This window comes from Pontibacter beigongshangensis, assembly GCF_014332515.1.
Lineage (GTDB): Bacteria > Bacteroidota > Bacteroidia > Cytophagales > Hymenobacteraceae > Pontibacter > Pontibacter beigongshangensis.
Window position 1 is genome coordinate 117,884 of the sequence record NZ_VFSD01000015.1, and the last position, 24,052, is coordinate 141,935.

General features: G+C 52.7%; 18 protein-coding genes. 5 read left to right on the forward strand and 13 right to left on the reverse strand.

Features of this window, described 5'->3' with window-relative positions; all coding sequences use genetic code 11:
* Window positions 1–156 precede the first annotated feature (156 nt).
* The gene (locus FJM74_RS13380) at window positions 157–4,110 is read right to left on the reverse strand and encodes an AAA domain-containing protein (protein ID WP_187263114.1); all 3,954 of its coding nucleotides are present in this window, start codon (window positions 4,108–4,110) and stop codon (window positions 157–159) included.
* Window positions 4,111–4,500: 390 nt separating this feature from the next.
* Between FJM74_RS13380 and FJM74_RS13385 the strand changes: the two genes are divergently transcribed.
* From FJM74_RS13385 to FJM74_RS13395, 3 genes are all read left to right on the forward strand, one after another.
* Window positions 4,501–5,223 (forward strand): class I SAM-dependent methyltransferase, encoded by a 723-nt coding sequence (locus FJM74_RS13385; RefSeq protein WP_187263115.1) that lies wholly within the window; start codon window positions 4,501–4,503, stop codon window positions 5,221–5,223.
* 479 nt (window positions 5,224–5,702) lie between these two features.
* Window positions 5,703–9,212, forward strand: a complete 3,510-nt coding sequence (locus tag FJM74_RS13390) for a DEAD/DEAH box helicase (RefSeq protein ID WP_187263116.1) — start codon at window positions 5,703–5,705, stop codon at window positions 9,210–9,212.
* A gap of 315 nt (window positions 9,213–9,527) precedes the next feature.
* A complete protein-coding gene (locus tag FJM74_RS13395) occupies window positions 9,528–10,400 on the forward strand; it encodes an NAD(P)-dependent oxidoreductase (RefSeq protein ID WP_187263117.1) in 873 nt (290 codons plus the stop codon).
* A 265-nt stretch (window positions 10,401–10,665) separates the two neighbouring features.
* Here FJM74_RS13395 and FJM74_RS13400 read toward each other — a convergent pair whose 3' ends face one another.
* The 5 genes from FJM74_RS13400 to FJM74_RS13420 all read right to left on the reverse strand — a co-directional run bounded on the left by FJM74_RS13400 (window position 10,666) and on the right by FJM74_RS13420 (window position 15,466).
* Entirely contained in the window at window positions 10,666–11,619 is a 954-nt protein-coding gene (locus FJM74_RS13400) for a ComEA family DNA-binding protein (RefSeq protein WP_187263118.1), read from the reverse strand.
* Between the two features lie 9 nt (window positions 11,620–11,628).
* Window positions 11,629–11,796, reverse strand: a complete 168-nt coding sequence (locus FJM74_RS13405) for a hypothetical protein (protein WP_187263119.1) — start codon at window positions 11,794–11,796, stop codon at window positions 11,629–11,631.
* A gap of 6 nt (window positions 11,797–11,802) precedes the next feature.
* Window positions 11,803–13,455 (reverse strand): sodium-dependent transporter, encoded by a 1,653-nt coding sequence (locus FJM74_RS13410; protein WP_187263120.1) that lies wholly within the window; start codon window positions 13,453–13,455, stop codon window positions 11,803–11,805.
* 251 nt (window positions 13,456–13,706) lie between these two features.
* The gene (locus FJM74_RS13415; protein ID WP_187263121.1) at window positions 13,707–14,612 is read right to left on the reverse strand and encodes an SDR family oxidoreductase; all 906 of its coding nucleotides are present in this window, start codon (window positions 14,610–14,612) and stop codon (window positions 13,707–13,709) included.
* 233 nt (window positions 14,613–14,845) lie between these two features.
* Window positions 14,846–15,466, reverse strand: coding sequence for a peptidylprolyl isomerase (locus tag FJM74_RS13420; protein ID WP_241739142.1), 621 nt, complete (start codon window positions 15,464–15,466; stop codon window positions 14,846–14,848).
* Between the two features lie 436 nt (window positions 15,467–15,902).
* On the opposite strand from FJM74_RS13420, the gene FJM74_RS13425 reads away from it, so the two are divergent.
* Complete coding sequence (locus FJM74_RS13425) at window positions 15,903–17,318, forward strand: PQQ-dependent sugar dehydrogenase (protein ID WP_187263123.1); 1,416 nt, start codon at window positions 15,903–15,905, stop codon at window positions 17,316–17,318.
* A 567-nt stretch (window positions 17,319–17,885) separates the two neighbouring features.
* Here FJM74_RS13425 and FJM74_RS13430 read toward each other — a convergent pair.
* The 7 genes from FJM74_RS13430 to FJM74_RS13460 all read right to left on the reverse strand — a co-directional run bounded on the left by FJM74_RS13430 (window position 17,886) and on the right by FJM74_RS13460 (window position 23,300).
* Window positions 17,886–18,113, reverse strand: a complete 228-nt coding sequence (locus tag FJM74_RS13430; RefSeq protein ID WP_187263124.1) for a UPF0175 family protein — start codon at window positions 18,111–18,113, stop codon at window positions 17,886–17,888.
* A 190-nt stretch (window positions 18,114–18,303) separates the two neighbouring features.
* Window positions 18,304–18,693: a hypothetical protein gene (locus FJM74_RS13435; protein WP_187263125.1), complete on the reverse strand. Its 390-nt coding sequence runs from the start codon at window positions 18,691–18,693 to the stop codon at window positions 18,304–18,306.
* A 57-nt stretch (window positions 18,694–18,750) separates the two neighbouring features.
* Window positions 18,751–19,233, reverse strand: coding sequence for a hypothetical protein (locus FJM74_RS13440; RefSeq protein ID WP_187263126.1), 483 nt, complete (start codon window positions 19,231–19,233; stop codon window positions 18,751–18,753).
* Between the two features lie 284 nt (window positions 19,234–19,517).
* Window positions 19,518–20,468 (reverse strand): hydroxymethylbilane synthase, encoded by a 951-nt coding sequence (gene hemC, locus FJM74_RS13445; protein ID WP_187263127.1) that lies wholly within the window; start codon window positions 20,466–20,468, stop codon window positions 19,518–19,520.
* A gap of 6 nt (window positions 20,469–20,474) precedes the next feature.
* Complete coding sequence (locus tag FJM74_RS13450) at window positions 20,475–21,605, reverse strand: DNA polymerase III subunit (RefSeq protein WP_187263128.1); 1,131 nt, start codon at window positions 21,603–21,605, stop codon at window positions 20,475–20,477.
* Between the two features lie 190 nt (window positions 21,606–21,795).
* On the reverse strand, window positions 21,796–22,983 hold the full coding sequence (locus tag FJM74_RS13455; protein ID WP_187263129.1) for a GlmU family protein: 1,188 nt from the start codon (window positions 22,981–22,983) through the stop codon (window positions 21,796–21,798).
* 74 nt (window positions 22,984–23,057) lie between these two features.
* A complete protein-coding gene (locus tag FJM74_RS13460; protein ID WP_187263130.1) occupies window positions 23,058–23,300 on the reverse strand; it encodes a type B 50S ribosomal protein L31 in 243 nt (80 codons plus the stop codon).
* Between the two features lie 186 nt (window positions 23,301–23,486).
* Between FJM74_RS13460 and FJM74_RS13465 the strand changes: the two genes are divergently transcribed.
* Window positions 23,487–23,996, forward strand: a complete 510-nt coding sequence (locus FJM74_RS13465) for a phosphoribosyltransferase family protein (protein WP_187263131.1) — start codon at window positions 23,487–23,489, stop codon at window positions 23,994–23,996.
* Window positions 23,997–24,052 lie beyond the last annotated feature (56 nt).

The following is a 24,052-nucleotide window of genomic DNA, read 5'->3' on the forward strand; positions in this document are numbered from 1 at the left end:
CTATGCAAACAGACACCAGAATTACTGGCATCAAGTTTAATACAAAATTTCTGCTTTGAATTGGCCGAATATCAGCCTGCCACATGATTCTTGTCATCGTAATTTACAAACCCTTCCCGTTACTCCTTCACCCGAAAAAACCGGTCTCAGTCTCATTTACAATTCTAAGGATTTCCACTCCCCCAGCTTCTCCGCCACTGCCTGCGGCGAGGCCCAGTACTCGCGGCTGTACACTCTCTGGTAAGGCCAGGCACGCGCCTGCAGCAGCCGGGGCACATCGGCATGCGACTGCCGCACCGACACCTGGCTGTAATAGAGGTCGTCGTCGGTGAGGATGAGGCCCTGGTACTGCGCCTGCTGCACAACCGTCAGGTCGGCAAAAGGCAAGTTTTTTTGAAGCGTTTTACCCTGCTGCTGCTGCAGCTTGTCTTTGAGCAGCACCGTGTGGTGCGGCAGCGTGTGCTGTTTTGGTTCGTATCGGAACTGCCCCTGGCTCACCTGCCGCGCATAACCCAGGTAAGCCTTCAGCAGCTTTGGCCCCGGGTGCAGCGTTTGCTCCACCTGCAGCTGCTCCGGCAGCAGGCTGCTGAGCAGCACAATCTTCTGTCGCGCCCTGGTTATGGCCACATTCAGCCGGTTTTCGCCCCCCGCCTGGTTCAGGCTGCCGAACTGCATCGCCACCTTCCCCTTCGCATCAGGCGCATAACCCACCGACAAAATAATCACATCCTTTTCATCGCCCTGAATATTCTCGATGTTCTTGACCAGCACCGATGGCGGCACCACCAGCCCCTGCTGGTACGCCGTGTCTTCGAGCAGATCCTGCACGAGCATCTGCTGGGTATAGTTAAAAGTAATGACCCCGATTTCCTGCTGCCCCGCCTGCAACAGTTCCAGCACCAGGCGCACCACCTCCTGCGCCTCCGGTAGGTTGGCGTTATCCTGCCACACCCCCGCCACATGCCGGAACTCCAGCGCCGGTGCTGCCCCCACCATATCCGCAAAATGAGGCACCAGCTCCAGCTTCTGCTTGTAAAAGTGTTGGTTCGAAAACTCGATGAGTTCGGGGTAGCGACTGCGGTAGTGCTGCGTGAGCATGGTCTGGGGCAGGTACAAGCCACAGAGCTGCAGCAGCGATTCGGCCGTCAGCTCCTCGGTCTCCTCCTCTTCGGGGCTCCAACGGGCACGGTACAGGTCCGATGGCTTCAGCTGCTGCTCATCGCCGGCTACCACCACCTGCCGTCCCCGCCGGATGGCCGGAATACCAGTTTCGGCAAAACACTGCGAGGCCTCGTCAAAAATAACCAGGTCGAAAAGCGGTTGCAGGGGCAGCACCGCCGACACTGTTTCGGGCGAGGCCAGCCAGCACGGTGCCAGGTTCAGCATCTCCTCCCCAAACTGCTCAAACAGCTTCCGGATCGGGTACAGGCTGCGCTTCTTGTTCACCTGCGCCTGCAGCCGGCGGTAGGTTACGGCATTGCCGAGCCGGTTGTACGCCATGTGCTGGTAGGTCTGGTCGCGTAGTTTCGAGAGCACGATTTCCTGCGTCAGCCGTGCCTTTTCGGCTAATTGGCGTTGCAGCTCCTCTTCCACCCAAGCCAGTTCGCCGTTTGAGGGCATGCGCAACTGCGGGTGCTGTTGCTCCAGCTCGTGCAGCCAGGCCAGGTAGAGGCTGTTCAGAAACAGCTGCTCTCCTGCTGCCACAGAGGTAGGTTTTGCCGCCAGCAGTAACCGTAGCACCTCTCGCTCCGCCTCCGAAAATGCTGCCCATAACGCGTCGTACGACACCAGCTGTTCAAAGTGCTGCTGCAGGGCCTGTAACAGTTGCCGGGCATACTCCGGCTGCGCGGCCAGCTTTTGCACCTGCGTTTCCGGCAGCCACTTGAGCCAGGTTTTGTAGTAGCTGTTGGCACTCCGGATGTGCTGCGACAGCTCCTGCAGGTGCTCCGGTAGGCTTACCTGTTGCCACAAATTTTGGTGCAGCACCTCTTCCTCCTGCAGTTCCTGCAGCAGGTTGTACACATCCAGCGCCTGTTCCAAAGCCTCCAGCTTTCGCAGCACGGGCGTTGGGTTTTCTTCTATGTGGAGCGAGAGCGGCACCAGCTGGTTTAGTTGCTGCATCAGGGTTTCGGCTTGCCGACGTTGTGCCAGCCGCTCCTGCAGCTTGGCTACCTGCCCCTCATTCAGCTCCCAGTTATACCGCGCCAGCGCCTGCTTCAGGGTCTTCTTTTCAGACGAAAAAGCCCAAGAGATACTTTTGAGTAGCTGCCCTTGCTGTGCCTCATATGCCTTTACGGCTGCCTGCACCGCCTCCAGCTCAGCAGCCGGAATGGTGGCATCAGGGGCCGGGCACACCAGGTACATATCGCGGAGCTGCTGGGCCTGCCGTTTCAGTTCTTTTGTATTTGCTTTGCCTGAAAGCAGCGGTTGCAGCAGAGGAAGCAGCTGCTCCGGCTCCTGTAGCAGCTCGCGAAGTGCTGTAATAGTTGGCAGGGCCTGGTTGAACTTCGGGAGGTCATGTAATGTAAAGCTGTAGCCACTGCTATTCCGGATCTCCTGCTGCAGCTGCTCATACATGCCGGTAAAGGAGCCTATCTGCTGCTCCAGTTCCTGCCGTTGCGGCCAGCCCCACCCCTGCAGGCTGTGCCGCTCCTTCAGCACAAAATCAGGTTGCTCAAACAGCTGCGCCTGCTGCAGGTACTGCTTCAGGCGAGGCAGGAAATCGGGGATGGTGGCGGCTGTGAAGTTCTTGTAGTGCGGCCCCAGCGAAAGGTGTGGATCGGCAAGATTACTTTTCAGGTACAGTTCCTTGGCCGACCAGCCACAACGGCTCACATCGAAGAGCGCATTTTTGAACGCTTCCAGCTTTTGCAGGCTCTGGTTTATGCCACGGCTCACCTCCAGAAAGGCGCGGTCGGTGTAGAGGCTGTTGAGGGCGAGGTTCTGTTTTTTGTACTCCTCCAGCTGCTCTATCTGCTGCGCCAGCTGGTTGTAGATGCTGCGCCTGTCGGTGTTGATATCGTGAATGAGCACAGCAAAATTACCGATGCCGCCGCTGCTCAGCCGCTGGTGCACCACATCGAGCGCGGCCCGCTTCTGGCTCACCACCAGCACCTTTTTGCCCCGCGCCGTAAAGTCCGACACCAGGTTACAGATCAGCTGCGATTTGCCTGTGCCGGGCGGCCCCTGCACCACCACCGAGTCGCCGCTTTTCACCCGCTGTAGTGCCTCCTCCTGCGAAGCATCCATCTCAAACATCGTAAAGGTATGCTGTGCCTGCGTGCTGCCACTTTTAATTTCTGCTCCGGATGCGAACAAATCTTCCATCTCCAGCAAGCCCTCCTGCTCCAGCAGCGCATCATAATCGGCCAACAGAAAAGAAGCTGCCTGCGGAAAAATGCCCAGCACCGCCTCCGGCTCCAGGTGCAGCTGCCCCGGCTTCAGGGTCTCCCCGAAATTTGCTTTTTTGTAGTCTCTGAAAGGCATGAGTTTATCGGCAAAAAAATCGCGGCCGGTGTGTACTTTTAGCTGGTGCTCTTTCAGCAGTTCGTAAATGGCGGTGCGGAACTCGAGTGGCTCCTGTGGCAGCGTGTCGAGATCCAGCTCGGTGAGCGGCTCTGCGAGCGGTGTACCCATGTAGTGCGCGTATGCCAGCAGAAAACTTTGGTTCAGCTGCGGTTGCTGTGTTTCGTCGGTCTGAAGCTCCCAATCCTGCGCCGCGTTTACCTGCAGCCGCACCGGAAAGAACAGCAGCGGGCACCTTACTACGGTGCCATCCGGAAACTGCCCATGCACAAAAGGCCAGCCCACATACAACTCTTTGCTGCCGCGCTCCTCAAAGATCATCTCGGCCTTTCGCCTGATGTTGCGCAGCCTTCGGCTGACAGGTGCCACAGGTGCATAGCGGCTGTCGGCGTAAGGGCAAAGCGTCAGTTTCTTTTTCCCGCTCAACAGGCTCCTGATCATGCTAAAGGCTGGCTGGCTGTTCAGAAAATCGAGTTCCTGCACATCGAGGTGCTGCTCTTTAGAAAGGCGCAGCAGCACCAGCGCCCGGTTGCTGGCACTCAGGTTCAGGAGGCGACGACGGTAGTTTTTAAGGATGTGTTGCATGACGTATTTCCCTTACTTGCTTACAAAACGACTGGCAAAAAGGGGGCGTAAGCAAGATAATGATTAGAACCGAAAATGAGCACAACAGGATTTGTTCCTGCTGTGTAAAGAATGCACAATTGGTGGCTTGGTGTATAGAAGAACCTGCGTATATTTATGAAGTTACTGGCTACTAAACACTTTCCCGGATATAGGGAAGTAATCAGCTAAAGTTCAACAATCATAATACAGGTATTCCCTCTTTTCCAGAATTCCGACAAGTCCCGCACCTTTAATTAATCCAATTCCCCCTCCCTTAGCCGTTGTAAAAATATTAATTTTTTGTTTAGCCCCCTCCGAAGCGGCACCTATACTTGCACCTGTAATTCATCCAACAAATATCATAAAACGATGGCAACAGAATATGCAAACAAATCAACGGTAGCAGAAATCAGGGAGCGCTTCGACAAGGATGTGGAGCGTTTCGCCAACCTCGACACAGGGCAACAATCTACGCTGGATGCGCCTCTGACGCTGGAGCTGATCACCTCGGCTGCGCAAGCTGTGAACCCTGCCGCCACCACCCTCCTCGACCTGGGCTGCGGGGCTGGCAACTACTCCCTCAAAATGCTCAGTAAAATACCCAACCTGAACTGCACCCTGGTAGACCTGAGCCTGCCGATGCTGCAGAAAGCGCAGGAACGTGTGGCAGCCGAAACTACCGGAAATGTACAGATCATCCAGTCAGATATGCGGGAGCTTGCGTTGGAGCCGGAGCAATATGATATTATACTGGCCGGAGCCGTACTGCACCACCTCCGCGACGATGCCGACTGGGAGCTGGTATTCGGCAAACTCTGCAAAGCTTTGAAACCAGGTGGCAGCTTCTGGGTTTCGGACCTGGTGAGCCATGAGGTGGAGGCAGTAAATGGCATGTTCCGGAGCAAGTACGGCGACTACCTGGAAGGTGCAGGTGGTGCTGCCTACCGCGACCATGTGCTGGCGTATATAGAAAAAGAAGACTCGCCAAGACCGGTTAGCTACCAATTGGAGCTGATGCAGAAAGTAGGCTTTGCAAAAACAGAAGTACTGCACAAGAACCTTTGCTTTGCGGCTTTCGGAGGCGTGAAGTAGGTCTGATTATTGGTGGTTAATTGTTGATCGCTGAAAAATGATCCGCATATTTTAACGATAGGCACAGCAAGGCCTCACCGATTATTCTAATCAAAAAGGCCCTCCAGAGCCTTGCACGACAGCGCAGGAGCAGGTGCCGTACACGGCTCTGGAGGGCCTTTTTGATTAGAATAATTTGGTCTGCATCTTTGACTCAAGCCTGCTATAGCCGCTCCTTCCGCTACTCTGGCAGCGAGGTTCGCCGGGAGGCTAGTTCCTAAGCGTCATCGGTAACTATGCCCGGCAAAAGCTTATGGCGCTAGTACGGGCTTGTAGTGCGTACTCAATGTCACCCTATCCGGGCAAAATTCCTTCGGAGGGCCATTTTTCATTAGAATAATTGCCCTCTGCACCCTATAAAACGCTATGGAGTATACTTCGGTATGGAAAGATAATAAACACAGACATCATTTTGAATTTCTAAATTTTCGTAGCAGATCATGGCAAAATACGGCAAAACCTTCTGGGGGAAAGAGTGGCTCAATGCGCTGAAGAACATCGACTATGGCAACCGCCTGCCACGTGGCAGCAGCTACGCCACCAAAGGAGCCGTAAAATCCATCGACATAAAGGGCAACCAGATAGTGGCGCAGGTGCAGGGGTCAAGGCCGAAGCCGTATAAAGTCAACATTACCGTTCCGGCTTTTACAAATGGGCAGAAAGAGGACCTGACGGAGCTGCTGGCATCGAACCCGGCCTGGCTGGCTGGGCTGCTGAACCGCCAGCTGCCTCCTGAACTGTTGGAGCAGGCGAAGAACCAGTACATCGATATTTTCCCGAGGGAATGGAGCGATTTTGAGATGAACTGCTCCTGCCCCGACTGGGCCGTGCCCTGCAAGCACCTGGCGGCTGTCGTGTACATTATCGCCAACGAAATAGACCTGAACCCCATGCTGGTGCTGCAACTGCACAACTACGATGCCGTGGCCGCCCTCAAAGACCGGCAGGTAGACATCAGCCAGAACCTCACGGAGCCGGTGGAGGCCCTGCACGACCACCTGCACCCTTACAAACCGCAGCCGCTGGAGGTGCCGGAAGACATTTTTCAGCAATTTGACCTCTCGCAGATACCAGTTATTGGCGACAGCTTTCTGCGCCTCCTGCCTGCTGCCACACCCTTCCATACCAGCGACTTTAAAACCATCCTGCTCACGCACCTGAAGTACGCCGAAAAAGCCGAGAAAAACCTCTCCTACACCTGGCGCAAAAAACCGGACTGGCACCTGGAAACCTGCCTGGAAGCGACCGTACTCACAGATCACACGCTTGAAATGCCCCGGCTGCAGCTCGTGTATGAGAAAACCACCTCCGTAGTTCCGCTGCTCGATTGGATAAACGAAACCTTGCAAACAGATGCGGCTACCCTGGCTGCCTGGCCACCCACGCTGCAGTTGCTGCACGCTTACCTGCGCCTCGCCCTCAAACTGCTGGCACAAACGGCTTTGGTTCCGCACCTCTACCGCTCCGGCAGCACACACCTGTTGCAGTGGGAGCCGCTGTTGCAGAACGGGCAGGTAAAGCAGGCGCTGCAGCCTTTTGTACAGTACACGCCGCAGGGGCTGCTGCAGGTACAGAACGGCAAAAGCAGCAGCGTTTTTCCGGAGCAGCAAACGGCTTTGCGCCTCTGCAGCCTCTTTGTTACCAGCATGGTGCAGGAGGTGGTGCCGCAGAGCAGCCGCTTTAAACCCGACGATTATTTTCAGCAGCTCTTTTTTGGAGAACAGGAGCCGCTGCCGCACCACCTGCAGCCCGACCATGTGTTTCCGGCATTGCAGCTGTGGCTCAAGATGCTCCACCTCTCGCAGCGCCAGTGGGTGCCGGTTATCCAGGCCGAAGAAGATTTCCCTGATTTCAGTTTAACAGTAGCGGTGCGCGATCGGGAAAGTGCTGCGCTGCAGGCACCGGTGCCGCTACACAAGTTCAAGAAAGAGAAGCAGTACCAGCAGCATAAACTCACCGTGATCAAAGACCTGATGCTGTTGCAGGAGCACTTCCCCGACATTACGCAAGTGGTGAACAGCGAGGAGAAGAAAGAACTACGCTACGATGGCGAGGAGTTTGCCGATGTGCTGCTCCGGATGCTGCCCCTCCTGCAGATGCTGGGCATGGAAGTGCTGCTGCCTAAGTCGCTGCGCCACCTGGTGAAGCCACAGGCATCGCTGCGCATGTCTACGGGTGGTTCCAAAGAGAAAGTGCGAAGCTGGCTCGACCTGCAGCACCTGCTCGACTATAACTGGCAGGTGGCTGTGGGAGATAATAATTTTATCGATCCGAAGGAGTTTCTGAAGCTGGTGAAAGGCAGCAAAGGCATTGTGAAACTGCGCGACGGCTTCATTCACCTGACGCAGGAGGACCTGGAGAAGCTGATGAAGCAGCTGCAGCATCCACCGGAGTTGAGCAAGCAGGAGGTGATGCGGGTGCTGTTTGCCAACGAATACCAGGGTGTGCCAATTCAGCTGACAAAAGAGCTGCAGCAGACCCTGGATGAGCTGACCTCCGTAAAAGCCATTGCCCCGCCTGCCGAGCTGCAGGCTAACCTGCGCCCCTACCAGCAACGCGGCTACGAGTGGCTCTACAAGAACAGCCGCATCGGGTTTGGCAGCATCCTGGCTGACGACATGGGCCTCGGCAAAACACTGCAGACGATCACGCTGCTGCTCAAGCTCAAAAAGGAGAACCAGTTAGCCAAAGCCAAGGCGCTGGTGGTGGTGCCAACTACCTTGCTCAGCAACTGGAGCCACGAATTGCAGCGGTTTGCACCGGACTTGTCGTACAGCATTTACCACGGTCCGAAGCGGAAGCTGGAAAGTTTTGACGGGCGCGATGTGCTGCTCACCTCCTACGGCACCGTGCGGTCAGATTCCGAGAAGCTGAACAAGCAGAAGTGGCAGCTGCTGGTGATAGACGAGGCGCAGAACATCAAGAACCACGGCACCGCCCAGACCAAAGCCATCAAAAGCATTAAAGCCAACCTGAAAGTGGCGCTCAGCGGAACGCCCGTAGAAAACAGGCTGAGCGAGTACTGGAGCATTTTCGATTTCACGAACAAAGGTTTCCTGGGCTCCGCCAAGTTCTTCACCGATTATTTCGCCAAACCGATCTCGTTGGAAAAAGACCACCAAAAACTGGCGACTTTCCGGAAGCTGACGGAGCCGTTTATTCTGCGCCGGGTTAAATCAGACAAAAGCATTATCTCCGATTTGCCTGACAAAGTGGAGAGCAACCGCTACTGCAGCCTCACCAAAGAGCAGGCGGCCGTGTACGAGAACATCGTGAACGAGGCAATGAAGCAGGTGGAGGAAAGCGAAAGCATTACGCGGCAAGGGCTGGTGCTGAAAATGATGACGGCGCTGAAGCAGGTCTGTAACCACCCCTACCAGTACCTGAAATCCGGCAAGCCCGTGGCCTCGCAATCGGGCAAGCTGCAGCTGCTGCTGGAGTTGCTCCAGCCCATTCTCGACAACCAGGAAAAGACGCTGATCTTTACACAGTACAAAGAAATGGGCGAGCTGCTGTCGACTTTTCTGCAGGAGGAACTGGGCACGCAGCCGCTGTTCCTGCACGGCTCCCTCTCACGGGCGCAGCGCGACGAGATGGTGCATGCGTTCCAGAACATCCGCCACCACCGCATTTTTATTCTCTCGCTCAAAGCCGGCGGCACCGGTCTTAACCTGACGGCCGCGCAGAACGTGGTGCACTACGACCTGTGGTGGAACCCGGCTGTAGAGGCACAGGCAACAGACCGAGCCTACCGCATCGGGCAGCAAAAAAACGTGATGGTATACCGCCTCCTGAGCCAGGGCACCCTCGAAGAAAAAATAGACGCCATGATCAGCTCCAAAAAAGAACTCGCCGACTTAACTGTGGGCACCGGCGAGAAGTGGCTGGGCGAGCTGAACAACACGGAGCTGCGGGATCTGGTGAAGCTGTCGTCGACGGTTGAAAATTGATGTAAGATTTGAAAATTTGGAGATGTGAAGATTTGAAAATTGTCTGGGAAAAATTAGCTATTACTAACTTTCCCTGCAGTTTGTAATTTTCCGAAGGGAGACTTCAAATGAAAAAATGAAGATCGGAAGCCTCCGACTTCCTGCCAGCTAAAGGTGGCACAGCTGGCTTTATGTTAGGGCTTGTACAAATAAATTGGCCGGCTATCCTGTAGATTATCTGACAGCAGCAAACCTCTCCGGAGGGCCATTTTCATTAGAATAATTGAGCCCGAAGCGCTAACCTGCGTACTACTAACAGAACAACCAGAACAGCACATGAAAATCGGATTTATAGGACTTGGCATTATGGGCAGCAGGATGGCGGCTCATTTACAGCAGGCGGGGCACGAGTTGGTGGTGTATAACCGCACCCAGTCGCGGGCAGATGAGTTGGTGGAAAAGGGTGCCACGCGTGCCACAACACCAGAAGAAGTGGCGCAGCAGTGCCGCCTGGTGTTTACCATGCTCTCCACCCCAGAGGCTGTGGAAGAAGTAACCATTGGCAAAGACGGCTTTCTGAAAGCCTTGCCGGGAAACTCGCTGTGGGTAAACTGCAGCACCGTTAACCCCTCCTTCACCCTGAAGATGGCGCAGCACGCCAAAAAAATGGGGCAGCGCTTTTTAGATGCACCGGTCTCAGGCTCGTTGATGCCTGCCGAAAAAGGCGAACTGATTTTTCTGGTGGGCGGCGATGCTGCCGATGTGGAACAGGTGCGCGAGCTGCTCGACCTGATGGGCAAAGAAGTAATACACGTTGGCGACCACGGCCAAGGCTCCGGCATGAAAATGGTCAACAACATGATGCTGGCACAAGCCATGGCCTCCTTTGCCGAGGCTCTCAAGCTGGGTACGGCCCTCGGTATTTCAGAAGAGATGCTCTGCCAGACGCTGCTCGACGGCCCTGCTGCTGCTCCCTTCCTGAAGCTGAAGCAACCAAAGCTCCTGAACCGGGAGTTCTCTCCGCAATTCCCCCTGGAGTGGGCGCACAAAGACCTGCACCTGGCGGGTGTTACCGCCTATGAGCAGAACGTGGCGCTCCCTTTGCTGCACACTGCTAAAGAGGTGTATGCGCAGGCTAAGGAAGCGGGGTTTGGCGAAGAAGATCTGTCGGCGGTGTATCGGGTGTTTCTGAAGGAAGAGAAGAAGTAGTTTTCCAGACCTCGCAGCGTGCGCAGCTCCTGCGAACGTCTTTTCTCGGAATGGCCGAAGCTACAGGGAAGCAGATTATCCTAATGAAATGGGCCTTCCGGAGTAAAAAAGCGCTGCTGCTGCTGCTGCTGCAAGTCATTTCTAGAGTTCTATTCTGAGTAGTCTAAAATTCTGTAATTTCTGATTCAGACGAAACTCCTGCTGCCGTAGCTGTCAAGACGCTCGCAGGAGCTGCGTACGCTGCGTGGTCTGTGCGGTTCTTCTGCTACAAGCTCAGGTAGGGCTGCAGCTTTTCGTACAGCTCGGGGCTGATGATCTTTATCTTCTGTATATCCTCCAACTGTCTGTAGGGCCCGTGCTGCTCGCGGTAAGCGACTACGGCACGGGCAACATTGGGCGATATGTATGCGTGCGCCCGTAGCTCATCAGCAGTGGCTGTGTTGATGTTCAGTTTCTGCGGCGCATACCCCTTTTGCACGTAGCTGTACTTCTGCAGGCTATCCACCACCTCCGGCGATAACCCAAACACCTCCTTTAGCTGCTCCATGTCGCGAAAACCGCCCAGGCCATCGCGGTATTTCACAATACGGGCCGAGAGCTTACTGCCAATGCCTCTGATCTGCTTGAGTTGGGTAGTATCGGCGGTGTTGATGTTGAAGGGGGCCAGCACGAATTTCTCGCGTCGGGGATAATTCCAGTCAGGCCCTGTGGCAGGTCGGTCAGGAGCAGCGGCTAGGTCGCGGCTGCGGTTGCCGTAGCGGCTGGGTCGCTCCTCAGGCAGTTGTATGTAGGGGCGCAGCTGCTGATATACTGAGTCGGGCAGTCCATAAATCCGCTGCACCTGGGCCTTGTACGTAAAATCGCCTACCTTCTGGCGGTAGTTCAGAATGCGCTGCGCCAGGAATTTCGGGAGCCCCAGTTCCTGCCATTGCTCTGCGTTGAGTTCGTTTGGGTTGAAAGGCTGTAGTGCAACTGCCGGTGCCTTAAACAGCGATCTGCTTTTTCTCTCATCACGCAGCTCCAGCTGTGCCACCAGGCTATCGAGGGCCTGCTGGTCGCGTGTGGCGGTGGCGGCAGAGGGAGCTGGCCTGAAGATGACTTCGTACAAAAACGGCAGTGCCAGAAACAGCACCAGCAAGCTCATCAGCAACAAAAATCCGTTGACCTCCCCCTGCGAGAAGCCAAGGTGACGACGAATAAGGCGCCTCAGTTCTTTCATCCAAAGAAATTACCGTTTAGGAGGAACCGGTTCCCGGCTAGGCTCATCGTCGTTGTCGAGGTAGGAGTCTGGTTCGGGCTTGGGCGGTGTGGTGAGTATTTTCACGAAGAAAAATACCATCATGCCAGTTACCAGAAAGATGGTCGAGAGCATCACAATTAAGGCTGATGTGTTCATAGTTGTCTAAATTCGTCCTTCCCTAACTCGTTTTCTATAGGCTATGTATACCAGCAAGGCCAGGCCCAGCCAGACAAGCAGCAACAGGATGCGCGAAGCATTTACGAAGAACAGAGTGTCTTGCAGGTGTTCTATCTGAGCCGGGTCTGTGGCTGCGGCCAGCTGCTGCTTTAAACCGCTGTTCATTATCTTCTTTATAATAGAACTGTCGTCCAACTGCCAGTTCCCGCTGAAGGCTACTGTCCAATCGCCCCCTTTTGGCGTAAACAACGAGCCCAGGAACACCCAAAGCAGCAACATTGGCGTTATGTACTTTATAATAAAGCGGTAAATGTTGGGCACTTTGATATCGGCGCCCGAAATGATCTCCCGCCACCCCTTGTTCATGCCGAAGATCCAGGCAAACAGGATAGACTCGAACAACGCGAAAACCACGAGCGAGACCGTGCCTGCCCAGTAGTCGTACTCGTCGAACACGCCATACTCAAAGAAAAGCACTGTTGGCATACCCAGCACCAGCACAAAAATACCGAACGACCAGGCGGCCGGCTTCCGCTTCCAGTTAAACTCGTCCTGCAGGAAACCGATCCAGGGTGTACCCATAGCCAGCGAGGAGGTAATGCCGGCAAAGAACAGCAAGCCAAACCACATGACGCCGGCAATAGCGCCCAGCACATCGCCCCATTGGTAGAAGAGGTAAGGCATGGTACGGAAAGCAAGCCCCAGCCCGCCATGCTGCACCATCTCCGTTACCCGGTCGATGCCCAGGTAGCCAATAGAAATCGGGATGAGGATGGCGGCGCCGAGCACGACTTCTACAAACTCGTTCATCCAGCCGGCCGACATGGCATTGAGCGCGATATCGTCTTTGGAGCGCACATAGGAAGCGTAGCACTGCACGGTGCCCATGCCTACGGAGAGCGTAAAAAAGATTTGACCTGCCGCCGCCAGCCATACCGATGGTGACCAAAGCTCATCGAAGTTTGGTGTCCAGAGAAAGTTAAGACCTACGGAGCTGTCGTTGATGGCACCGTCTTCTCCTGCCGTTATCGTGAAACCTTTATAAGCCAGAAACACACCAAAAAGAATAAGCAGGGGCATGCCGATCTTAGCCACACGTTCCACTCCCCCTGCCAGACCCTTCGACAAAATCCAGGTGTTGAGCAAGAGGCAGAGCAGGAAAAACACAATCGGTTCGTAGGGAACACCTAAGGTGGATATGCCGAGCGAAACGTACTCGTTAAAGAAGTTGGACACGCCTTCCTGGTCCAGATCCCTGAATGTGCCGATAACCGAATGGAATACGTAAGACATCGTCCAGGACTCGAGGTAGCAGTAATAAGAAGCTACCGCAATGTTGGTCCAGATGCCGAATACCCCGATGTATTTCCAGAGCCGGTTCTTCCCCATCGTGTCCACAATAAAGGGCGTGGAGTGGTGCCCATGTTTGCCGCCGAAGCGCCCCATAGACCACTCTATCCAGAGGAGCGGGATACCCATAACCAGGAAGCAGACCAGATAGGGAATAATAAAGGCGCCACCGCCATTCTGCACGGCCTGCACCGGAAACCTCAGAAAGTTACCGAGACCGACCGCGTTACCGGCCATGGCTAAGATGAGACCCACTCGTGACCCCCACGACTCTTTGTTAGCACTCATATAAAAGGGTAGATGTTGTTGATAGGTAGATCATGTTAAGATTATCCGGTGCGCTGCCGATCGCACCGGGAGCTGATTCTTATGTTTTTTGCCGGGCAAAACGCGCTTGCCTGACTGGATATTTACCAAAGCTCTGGTTCTTTTTTGCAACTTAGGCTTGCTAAAAAGTCCAATTTAAAGAATGTTTTAACAGCTTCGGCAAGGGCTCCCCATAAAATTACGGCCGCAACCCAAAAAAAGTATTCCGGGCGCTAGGCCTCCGCCTGCTCTGCCACCATCCGGATACCCTCCATAAAAGAGTGCGGCTTGTACCCCAAAACCGTCTCGGCCTTGGATATGTCGAAGCCAGTGCGCGGCGGGCGTTTGGCGGTTTGCGAAAAGGTGGTGGCGTCTGCCTTCTCTATCAGGCCTTTGTCGAGGTTAAAATAATCGGCCACCTGCAGGGCCATGGCGTACGGCGTGAGCAGTTCCTTGCCCGATATGTTGAAGATGCCTTCTGCGTCGTGCTGAGCGGCCAGCCAGCAGCCCATGGCCAAGTCTTCGGCCAGCGTGGGTGTGCGGAACTGGTCGTCTACCACCTTAATTTGCTTACCGGCCCGCAGGCTGTCGCGTACCCAGAGCACAATGTTGGTGCGGCCGTAGTCGTGCACTACCCCGTACACAAGCACCGTTCTGAGGATGGCCCACTTGCATTTGGCCTGCTTTACCGCCTCTTCTGCCAGGCGCTTAGTTTCGCCATAAAACGAGATCGGGTTGGCATCTGCCTCCTCGGTATAGGGACCATCTTCACCATCAAAAATAAAGTCGGTGGAAAGGTGGATCAGGTGCACGTTATATTTCTCGCAGGCGGCCACCAGGTGCTGCACGGCGTGGTAGTTCAGTTTCAGGGCGCCTTCCTGGTCTGTCTCGCACTGGTCTACGTTGGTCATGGCGGCCGTGTGGATGATGTGGGTGGGCCTGAAAGAGCTTACTACCTGCTCCACCTGCTCCTGCTCGCTCACATCCATAGCAGCAAAAGGCAGGTCGGGCAACGGCGCAGCCAGTTTGTTTTCGCCACGGCTGGTCGCCAGCAATTCCACATCGGTGCGGGGCAGCAGCAGTTCTGCCAATTTCTGCCCAAGCAGGCCATTAGAGCCCGTAATCAGTATCTTTTTCATTTAAATTGCTAAATTGTTAAATGGTTTAATGGCTAAATGGTTGATCTGCGGGTAGAAAAGTAGCTGCATCCACTTGTTGTTCTGCTACAGGCATCCTGCATATTCTTGCCTTCTGTAAATCCTGATTCAGATAATTATTCTAATCAAAAAAGGCCTCCGGAGCTTTCTGCACGTGCTGCTGCTCCTGCCAGGTCAGCCATTAATAATTTCTAATTTTGAATTAAGGCGAAGCCTCAATAAGTATACTTGTATTTTTTGGCGATCTTTTTCTTTTTCACCTCCTCTACCTTCACCTCCATGGTTATGGCGGAGATGGGGCGGTCGCGGGCTCCTTTTGGCTGTGCGGCAATCTTGTCGATCACATCGAGGCCGTCTACCACCTGTCCGAACACGGTGTAGGCTTCGTCGAGCATGGGGGTGCCACGGTGGTTCTCCACAATATAGAACTGCGAACCGCTCGATTCTTTCTGGGGGTTCATGTGGTCGCCCATGCGGGCGGCGGCCACTGCGCCCCGCACGTGCTTGTGCTCAGGCTTGATTTCGGCCGGGATGGTGTAGCCGGGGTTGCCAGTGCCAACCTGGCTGCTGTTGCCATTTTTGGAGTTAGGGTCGCCGCCCTGTATCATAAAGCCCTGCACGATCCGGTGAAAGGTGGTGCCGTTGTAGAAGCCCTCCCGGGCCAGCTTCAGAAAATTGGCTTTGTGCTGCGGCGTGTCGTCGAAAAGCACCAGTTTCATGTCGCCCTGCGGCGTGCTGATGGTAACGAGCTGGTCTTTCCCCTTCGGTTTTTTCTGGGCCATTACGGCACCGGGCCCTGTTACCAGCATCAATAGAATAAAAAGGAGTTGTTTCAATCTTCTGTTTTCGGACATGCTGCTCTGAACAATTGTAAAAGAAGCTTTAAGTTTTACCTTTTTTCGCTTTAATCCAAATTTCGGCTGCAAGACACAAGATTTTTAGTCTGAATCAGTATTTTCAGGATGAAAGGATGAGCAGGATTTTCTTTGACTTTTGTGATGCGCTTCTCGCCCTCAAGATCCTTCACAGTAAGACAAAACAGTGAACATTTCCAAATCTTCAAATTCCCGAATTCTGCCATTTAACAGTTAAGCCATGTAGCCATTCACAAACCAATCAGCAATTATTCTAATGATTTTGCCCCTTCAGAGGGGTTTGCTGCTTGTTTACAGGCAAAAGCACAGCAAACTACCTCCTCATTATCAGCCCTCTATCATATTTTTAGCGTAGAACAGGAAAACACAAAAGTGGTTGCACCAAACACCTATGAACATGAAAAGAACATTTACCCTTTGCCTGCTGCTCCTGCTCGCCTGTGCGTCCAGGGCGCAATATCAGTTGCAGGAGGCGGTATACCCTTCGCTGTCGTTTACGAACCTGGTGGAGCTGGTGCCAGATCACCCGTCGGGCGACAGGCTATATGCTGTTACGCAGGCTGGCACCATTTATGCTTTCCCCGAAAACCCGGCACAGGCTACCGCTTCTTCGGTGTTTCTCAATATTACCGGCAGGGTAACTTCTGGTGGCGAAAGGGGCCTGCTTGGCCTGGCGTTTCATCCGGATTACCCAACCAACGGCTATTTTTATGTAAACTATACCACCGGCGATCTGGAAACCCGCATCTCCAGGTTCTCGCGCAGCAGCACCAACCCGGAAGTGGCCGACCCTGCCTCTGAAGTGGTGCTCCTAACCATAGACCAGCCTTTCAACAACCACAACGGCGGCAAGTTAATTTTCGGGCCAGACGGCTTTCTCTACATTGCGACCGGTGACGGTGGCAGCGCCGGCGACCCGCAAAAAAATGGCCAGAACAGAAGCAGCCTGCTTGGCAAGATACTCCGCATAGACGTGAACAGCACCAGTGGCAGCCGGCCCTACGGCATTCCGGCAGACAATCCGTTTGCAGGCAACACCGAAGGGTTTAGAGAGGAGATTTATGCCTACGGGCTGCGTAACCCCTGGAAATTCAGCTTCGACCGCACCACCAGCCGGCTGTATGCGGCCGATGTAGGCCAGGGCGCACGCGAGGAAATTAACCTGATTACCAAGGGCGGCAACTACGGTTGGAACACCATGGAAGGCACCCTCTGCTACCCTGCCTCCGAAAACTGCTCCAAAGAAGGCCTGACGCTGCCGATCTTTGAGTATGAGAACAGCATGAATGTAGGAAAATCCATTACCGGAGGCTTTGTTTATCGTGGGGAGCAATCGCCCAGTCTGCAAGGCAAATATATCTACGGCGACTACGTAACCAGAAAGATCTGGGCTCTGACGCTGAACGAAGACGGCACTGCCGGCAGCAACGAACTTTTGCTAACGGCCCCTGCCTCGGTGTCGGGGTTTGCAGAAGACCGTGCCGGAGAGTTGTTTGTAATTTTGTACGGCACCAATACCCGCATAGCCAAACTTACCGACCAGACTACCGGCCTGGCCAATGAGCAGGAAGACAGCTTTACTATTTACCCGAACCCGGCTACCGGCACCCTAACGCTCCAACTGAAACCAGCCACCCTCGGCAGTGGCGCTCAGCTCAGTTTGTACAACGCACTGGGTCAGATTGTGCAGCAACGTGCTGGCCTGGCATCGGAGCAGGTGCAGCTGGATGTGTCGGGCTTGGCAGCTGGCGTGTATGTGCTACAGGTGGAAACAGGGTTGAAGCTTACGAAGCATAAGGTGGTGATCCGGTAGCGGTTGTTGCGGCAGGAACAGCAGGAGTTTGTGAAATTAAAAATTGACCAATATAAGCTTGAGTAGCAGCTACCTTGAGAAAGCTTATTTTTCAAAAAGTAAGTTGACTGTGTACCAGAAGCTAAACAGTAAACGTCCATAAAATAGAGCCGCGTTAGGTTTGTGTTTTGTTAGCGTTTACTATTTTTGGCGCATCGGCGATGTTCTTCATTATTTGGGAGTGGGGTTGAGCGGATTGGGCTAGAAAACATTTTAGTGCTTTTTAGCTGTTGTTGAGCCTAGGCACCCGTCATTCACCTATAGTGGCTAAAATCTTTCTGATTATTTTTTCTGATATCCTAAAGTCAGTTTGTTGCACTTGATTCTCCTTTTCCTAAAATCTGCGTTAGCATTTGTTGAAGCGCTTTGTTTCCAGCTTCCCTTACTACTATCCAATCGGGTAAAGCTTTACCAAATTCTTCTGAGAACTCTGGTGTAGCATAGATACTAGAGAAGCAATGCCTAAGCAATTTTAGTTTGTTAATTTTATCAAACAGGATTAGGTAACTGGTATCGCAAATTATCAGGTCAGGCATTGGCAATGTCAGATAATAAATCTTCTTCTGATTTACTAAACAGGGAAAACCCGTACATGCCCATTATTTCTACGAAAGCCCTTTTGGAGAGCCCGGCTAAATCAGCGGCCTGACCCAGAGAGAGCCTTTCTCTTTCATACAATTCTCCAGCTAAAAGTATCTTCAGCTCGGGTTCACTTATCTCAAGATTCTCAGGTAACGTTAAACTTACTGTTCGCATATTCTATTATTTTATTAATATAACCATTGCTAAGCGTCTTTTGTTGCTTTGGCTAATGACCGACGCGCGGGCATATAAAAGTGCGGGATCGCAAAAATGATTTTGCGCAGGAAACCAGCCGCAGCAGAGAAATACAGACTTTCGATTAAGAGCTATTTTAGCATTCTTTATAAATATTTTTAACAACGACTTACATTTTTACCCTTACGAGTCTACGTTCTTTCTTATCAACTTCGATCAAGACACCAGATTTAATCTTCCATTTTGAATTCTCGAAAGTAATCCATCTCCCACTCGATATTGACCGAATAACTTCCTCATTTTCTGAGAGTTTTCTTGAGTTTAGAACCAGCATGTCATTTTCGATCATCCAGGTTCCCTCAGTGTACTTCAATCCGTATCCAAACCTTTCCCAATACTGGAATCCATTATCGCTGGCTAAAATCAGTTCAAGTCTGGAGTCGGCTTCTCCTTGGCCAACATATTTACCGTCTACAGAATAAGAAATCGATTCCTGACTTTTACAACAGAATAGAATCAGGAACAAAGGAATGATGAAAATGGGATTCTTTATAATCATTTGTTGTGTAACGGCTCGTATAAACGACGGGTGAGGCCATTGACCGAAGGCTGGCGTTTATGCCTTGTTGCCCATTTTTATTCTTTTACTCAATTCAAATTCGCCGATTATTTTACCAAGCAAACATGCTTCTTCTATTGTAATTCTGCCTACTTCTTCAGCAGCTACAATTGAGTCAACAGCTAATTCATACTCTATTCGACTACGTATCTTTCCTCGATTAAGTATTTTCCGTAGCTTATCTTCCCTTTTATAACCTAAATTTTCTTCATTTACTTTTTCCCAAAAGTATTCTACCGCTTCTCCTTTCGATTCTTGAAAAAAAGTCAATATATCATTAATAATATACTTTAGAGAAGCTAGCTTTTTGTATTGTGGTAGAGGATTCAAGACACTTGCTTTGTAATCTTTATATACATTTATAAATTGATTTACATGAGCTTCATTAAAACCAACTGGTGGATATTTAGACAAAGATTCAATCGCTATATCTATCGCTCTGGCCACTTTTTCAGCCTCCACAATATAGTCTTTTTTCATAATCATTAATTTCGGGTAACTACCTGCTAAACTAAATCACTCCGTTTATCCCTCCAATATAGCCAGATAAATGGAGTAGCGCCAATTATTATAGCATACATCATAATCCTTACAAACCACTCTTCCTGCACGCCAGGCTTACACGGCATCAAGAAAATTATTCTAATGAAAATAGCCTTCCGGAACTGCTGCTGCTACTGCTCTTCACACCTTCCCAGTTACAAACAAAAAAAGCGATGCAAACCTGCACCGCTTTCTGTTAAAATATCGCTTTACGAAAAATGCTACTCGCCTCGCTCTGCCCTGATGCTTTTCAGGATCTCCTTACCACCTTGTCCCAGAATAGAGGTTGCGAGTCGCACACCTAATTCCTCGGCCTGGGCTGGGTCGGCTGTCATGGTTTCCTGCAGCAGGGTCTGCCCGTCGAGGCTTACCAAGCCACCTTCTATCTGCAGGCCTCCTGGAGTGAGGGTAGCCAGTGCAAACGACGGGATGCTGCAGCCACCTTCCATGGTGCGCAGAAAAGCGCGTTCTGCCAGCAGGCACACGTGCGTATCGGCATGGTCGAGGGCTGCCTTTAGCCGCTGTTTTACCTCAGGATCCAAATTTCTGGCACACTCTATGGCCACGCTGCCTTGTCCGGCGGCCGGCACAAACTGGTTTTCGGGGAAGGTGTGCACAATCATGTCGTCGTAGCCCATGCGGTGTACGCCGGCGTAGGCCAGCAGCAGCACGTCGAACTGCTTGCTCTCCAGCTTCTGCAGGCGCGTTTGCAGGTTGCCGCGCGCATCTACCGTGCTCACATGCGGGTAGTACTTTTTAAGGAGGGCCCTGCGCCGGGTAGAAGAGGACCCGATCACGACGTTGCTCTCGGGCGTGAGCTTAAAAGCAGGGTCGAAAGACAGGAGCACGTCGTTTACCTTCTCGCGCTCCATAAAAGCCAGCAGTTCCAGGTCGTCCGGAATAGAAGACTGCACATCTTTGGCGCTGTGCACGGCAATATCAATAGAGCCATCGCGCAGGCCATCTTCCAGCTCTTCGGTAAACACGCCCTTGGAGCCAAGCTTGTCCAGCGACTTGTCGAGCATCTGGTCGCCCTTGGTCGTGATGGCCACGATCTCGGCGGCAAACCCGGCAGCTGTAATGCGGTCGGCGGCGGCATGGGCCTGCCACATGGCTAGTTTGCTGCCCCGGGTGCCAAGGCGAATTATCTTAGGGGAATGATTGGTTTGCATGTCAATTTAATTAGGGTTTCGCAGGTAGCCTGCAATCTGGATAGAACTGTCTACAAATACCATTTTCGGGTTGGCATTACGCTCGATGTGATAATGTGCTTCGTTCAGCTCGGCAGAGAGCCGCTCGGCGTTATGCGGTGTTATCAGCTTTGAGAAATTTTCGATAAAGGCCTGTTCGGCAGGCGGCATAAAGGCCACCAGCGAAGTATCTACACCATACAACAACACTTTCCGGAACAGGTTCAGGGCGTAAAGCAGGAAGTTCTTCTGGTTCTCGCGGCCCAGCTTCTGAAAATCTTCGCTCATCTTTTCCACGATCTCCGCGAACCTGTAGCCGTAGCAGGAGCGCATCCAGTCCTGAAAGAATACGAAATAATCGCTGCTGATCTCGGTGGTGAGTTTGGTGGCGGCGTTCAGGCTGCCTTCGGCCATTTGCGCGATCTGGTAGGCAGCAGTAGGTTCGGTGTTGTGGGTCTGCTGCAGGTAGGCCATCACCTCTTCTTCTGAATAGGACCGCACCTGCACAATCTGGGTGCGGGAGGTAATGGTGGCCAGCAATTTCTCAGCAGCCTGCGACACCAGCAGGAAAAGCGTTTTTACGGGTGGCTCCTCTAGCAGTTTGAGCAGGGCGTTGGCGGCGGTGGTGTGCATCAGCTCCGGCAGCCAGATCAGCACAATCTTGTAATCTCCCTCAAAGGCCTTCAGCGACACCAGCTTTACCAGTTGCCGGCTTTCCTCTTTCGAAATAAGCCCCTGTTTGTTTTCGGCCCCGATAAACTGCATCCACTCGTTCAGGCCCTGGTACGGGTTGGCGAGCACAAACTGCCGCCACTCCGTCAGGAATTTCTGGCTCAGCACATCCTTCGTGACCGATTTAGTGCTGGTTACCGGCATCACGAAGTTAAAGTCGGGGTGCACCAGCTTGTCCATTTTCACGCAGCTGGCACATGTTCCACATGAATCTTCAGGAAGTTTGCTCTCGCAGTTAATGTAAGTGGCGTAAGCCAAGGCCAGGGCCAGGTTTGCGCTCCCCTCCTGCCCCAGAAACAGCTGCGCATGCGCCACGTGGTTCTGCCGCACCGAGTTCAGCAGCATCTGCTTGGTTTCCTGTTGCCCTATGATCTGTGAGAACTGCACTTCTATTAATTGTTAATTGCTGGTTGCTGGTTGTTGATTGCTAAATTGTTTAATGGTTAGATAATCGGTCAGTTCTTTTGGTATATCTACCAAAGGACTTTTTAACAATCAACAACTAACAATCAACAACCAAATTATTCAAATGAAAATGGCCCTCCGGAGGCTCTGCTGCTGCTAGAGGTCACGAAGGCTATCTGTTTCTATACTGCTTGGTCTGCTCAAATACTTCTGTCAGGATGGCGCGCTCTGTTTCGTCGAGAGCTACGTTGCGGCGTTGCATCACCTTTTCGGCTACCTCCAGGGCTTTGTCCAGCCTGTAGGTATCCAGGCCGGCTGCGCCACCCCACGAGAAAGAAGGCACAAAATTGGGCGGGAACCCTGCTCCGAATATATTGGCGCTCACCCCCACCACCGTGCCGGTGTTGAACATGGTGTTGATGCTGCTCTTGGAATGGTCGCCCATGATAAGGCCACAGAACTGTTGCCCGGTACCTTTAAAGCTGTTGCTGGGGTAGTTCCAGAGCTTCACTTCGGCATAATTGTTCTTCAGGTTCGAGGTGTTGGTGTCGGCGCCGAGGTTGCACCACTCGCCCAGCACCGAGTTGCCCAGGTAGCCGTCGTGCCCTTTGTTCGAATACCCCAGAACCACCGAGCTACCGACCTCACCGCCCACTTTCGAATGCGGCCCCACTGTTACGTTGCCCCGCATTTTGCCGCCCATGTTCACCACACTGCCTTCGCACAGCGCAAAAGGTCCGGCAATCATGGCTCCTTCCTGCACCTGCGTGTTTTTGCCGATATAGATCGGGCCTGTCTCTGCATTGAGCACGGCTGCCCGTATCTTGGCGCCCTCTTCAATAAACACATTCCGCTCGCAATACACGGCCGTGTGCACATCGTACACGGGCCGGCTTTTGCGGCCTGCCGTCACTAGCGCGAAATCCTTTTCAATCTGACCGGGGTTTTGCAGAAAAATCTCCCATACCTCCTTTAGCAGCGTACACTTTTCGACTTCCTTTACCGATCGGGCCAATGGCTGCAGGTCTTCTACCTGTTTTACATCTGCGCCGTTGGTGTGCAGGGCAAGTAATATGCCCTGGTAGGCCAGTCCTTCGCCCACAGCCAGCTGCCTGATGAGCCGCACCAGTTCCACATCGGGGCACAAAGCACCGTTTACGAACAGGCCAGTTTCCATTTGCCGCTTAAACTTGGTCTGCAGGTAAGGCTGCGTCAGGTAAGAGACTTCGCCACCCATGTAGGTGCGCCACTTTTCGGCTATGGTAAGGATACCTACCCGTATGTCGGCCACCGGCCTGGTAAAGGTAAGCGGCAACAGCGCCTGCCGTATGCCTGGTTCATCGAAGAGCACAACGTTCATAAGATCAAAAATAAAAAAGTCTTTTCGATATTATCGAAAAGACTTTGCTTTTAAACGTTTTAACCTTAAAACGTTTATTTTTTGTAACGCTTGTTGAATTTCTCAACACGGCCTGCAGTGTCCACAAAGATGTTTTTACCAGTGTAGAACGGGTGAGAGGCAGAAGAAACCTCCACTTTGATAACCGGATATTCAACACCGTCTTCCATGGTGATCGTCTCGTTAGAAGTCATGGTAGAACGCGTGATAAACTTGAAATCACTGGAAGTATCCTGAAAAACCACCTTTCTGTATTCTGGGTGAATGCCTTTTCTCATTATTATAAACGTTTATTAACCTTAATTCTGAATCGGACTGCAAAATTAACAAGAATTTACGAAACTAAAACCTTATTGACCAAATTATTTTGTTGTTTGCTTAAAACATAGGCCTGCTGGGAATATTATTTTAATTTTGCCACAGCAGCCAGGCCACAGGCCGCCCAACCAATAGCCCTGACAAAGATGACACACCCGCAACAGAACCAGATACTGAACAAAGCGCAGATCGAGCAAAAGATCATCCGGATGGCGTATGAGATTTATGAGCAGAACTTCGAGGAGCAGGAGCTCGTGCTGGCCGGCATTCACCAGACGGGCTACACCCTGGCCGAAATGCTTACCAGGGAGCTGCAAAAGATTTCGCCCATAGCCGTAACGCTCATCCGCGCCACGATCGACAAAGCCGCCCCGGCCGGCACGCCGGTTCAGCTCGACCCGGAAACGACCGATCTGCAAAACAAGGCGGTCGTGATTGTAGACGATGTGCTCAACACCGGCCGGATACTGACCTATGCCCTGGCCGCCATTCTGCAATACGCCCCCCGCAAGATAGAGATCGCCACGCTCGTAGACCGCAGCCACACCCTGTTTCCGGTAGCGGCCACTTACACCGGCTACTCGCTGGCCACCACCCTGCACGACCACATCAGCGTGGTGCTGCAGCCAGACGAGGTAGCAGCGTACCTTATTTAGAGTTATAAAGTCGAAGAGGTTGAAGCTAGAAAGTTTCGTGGGCACGCGCCTTCATC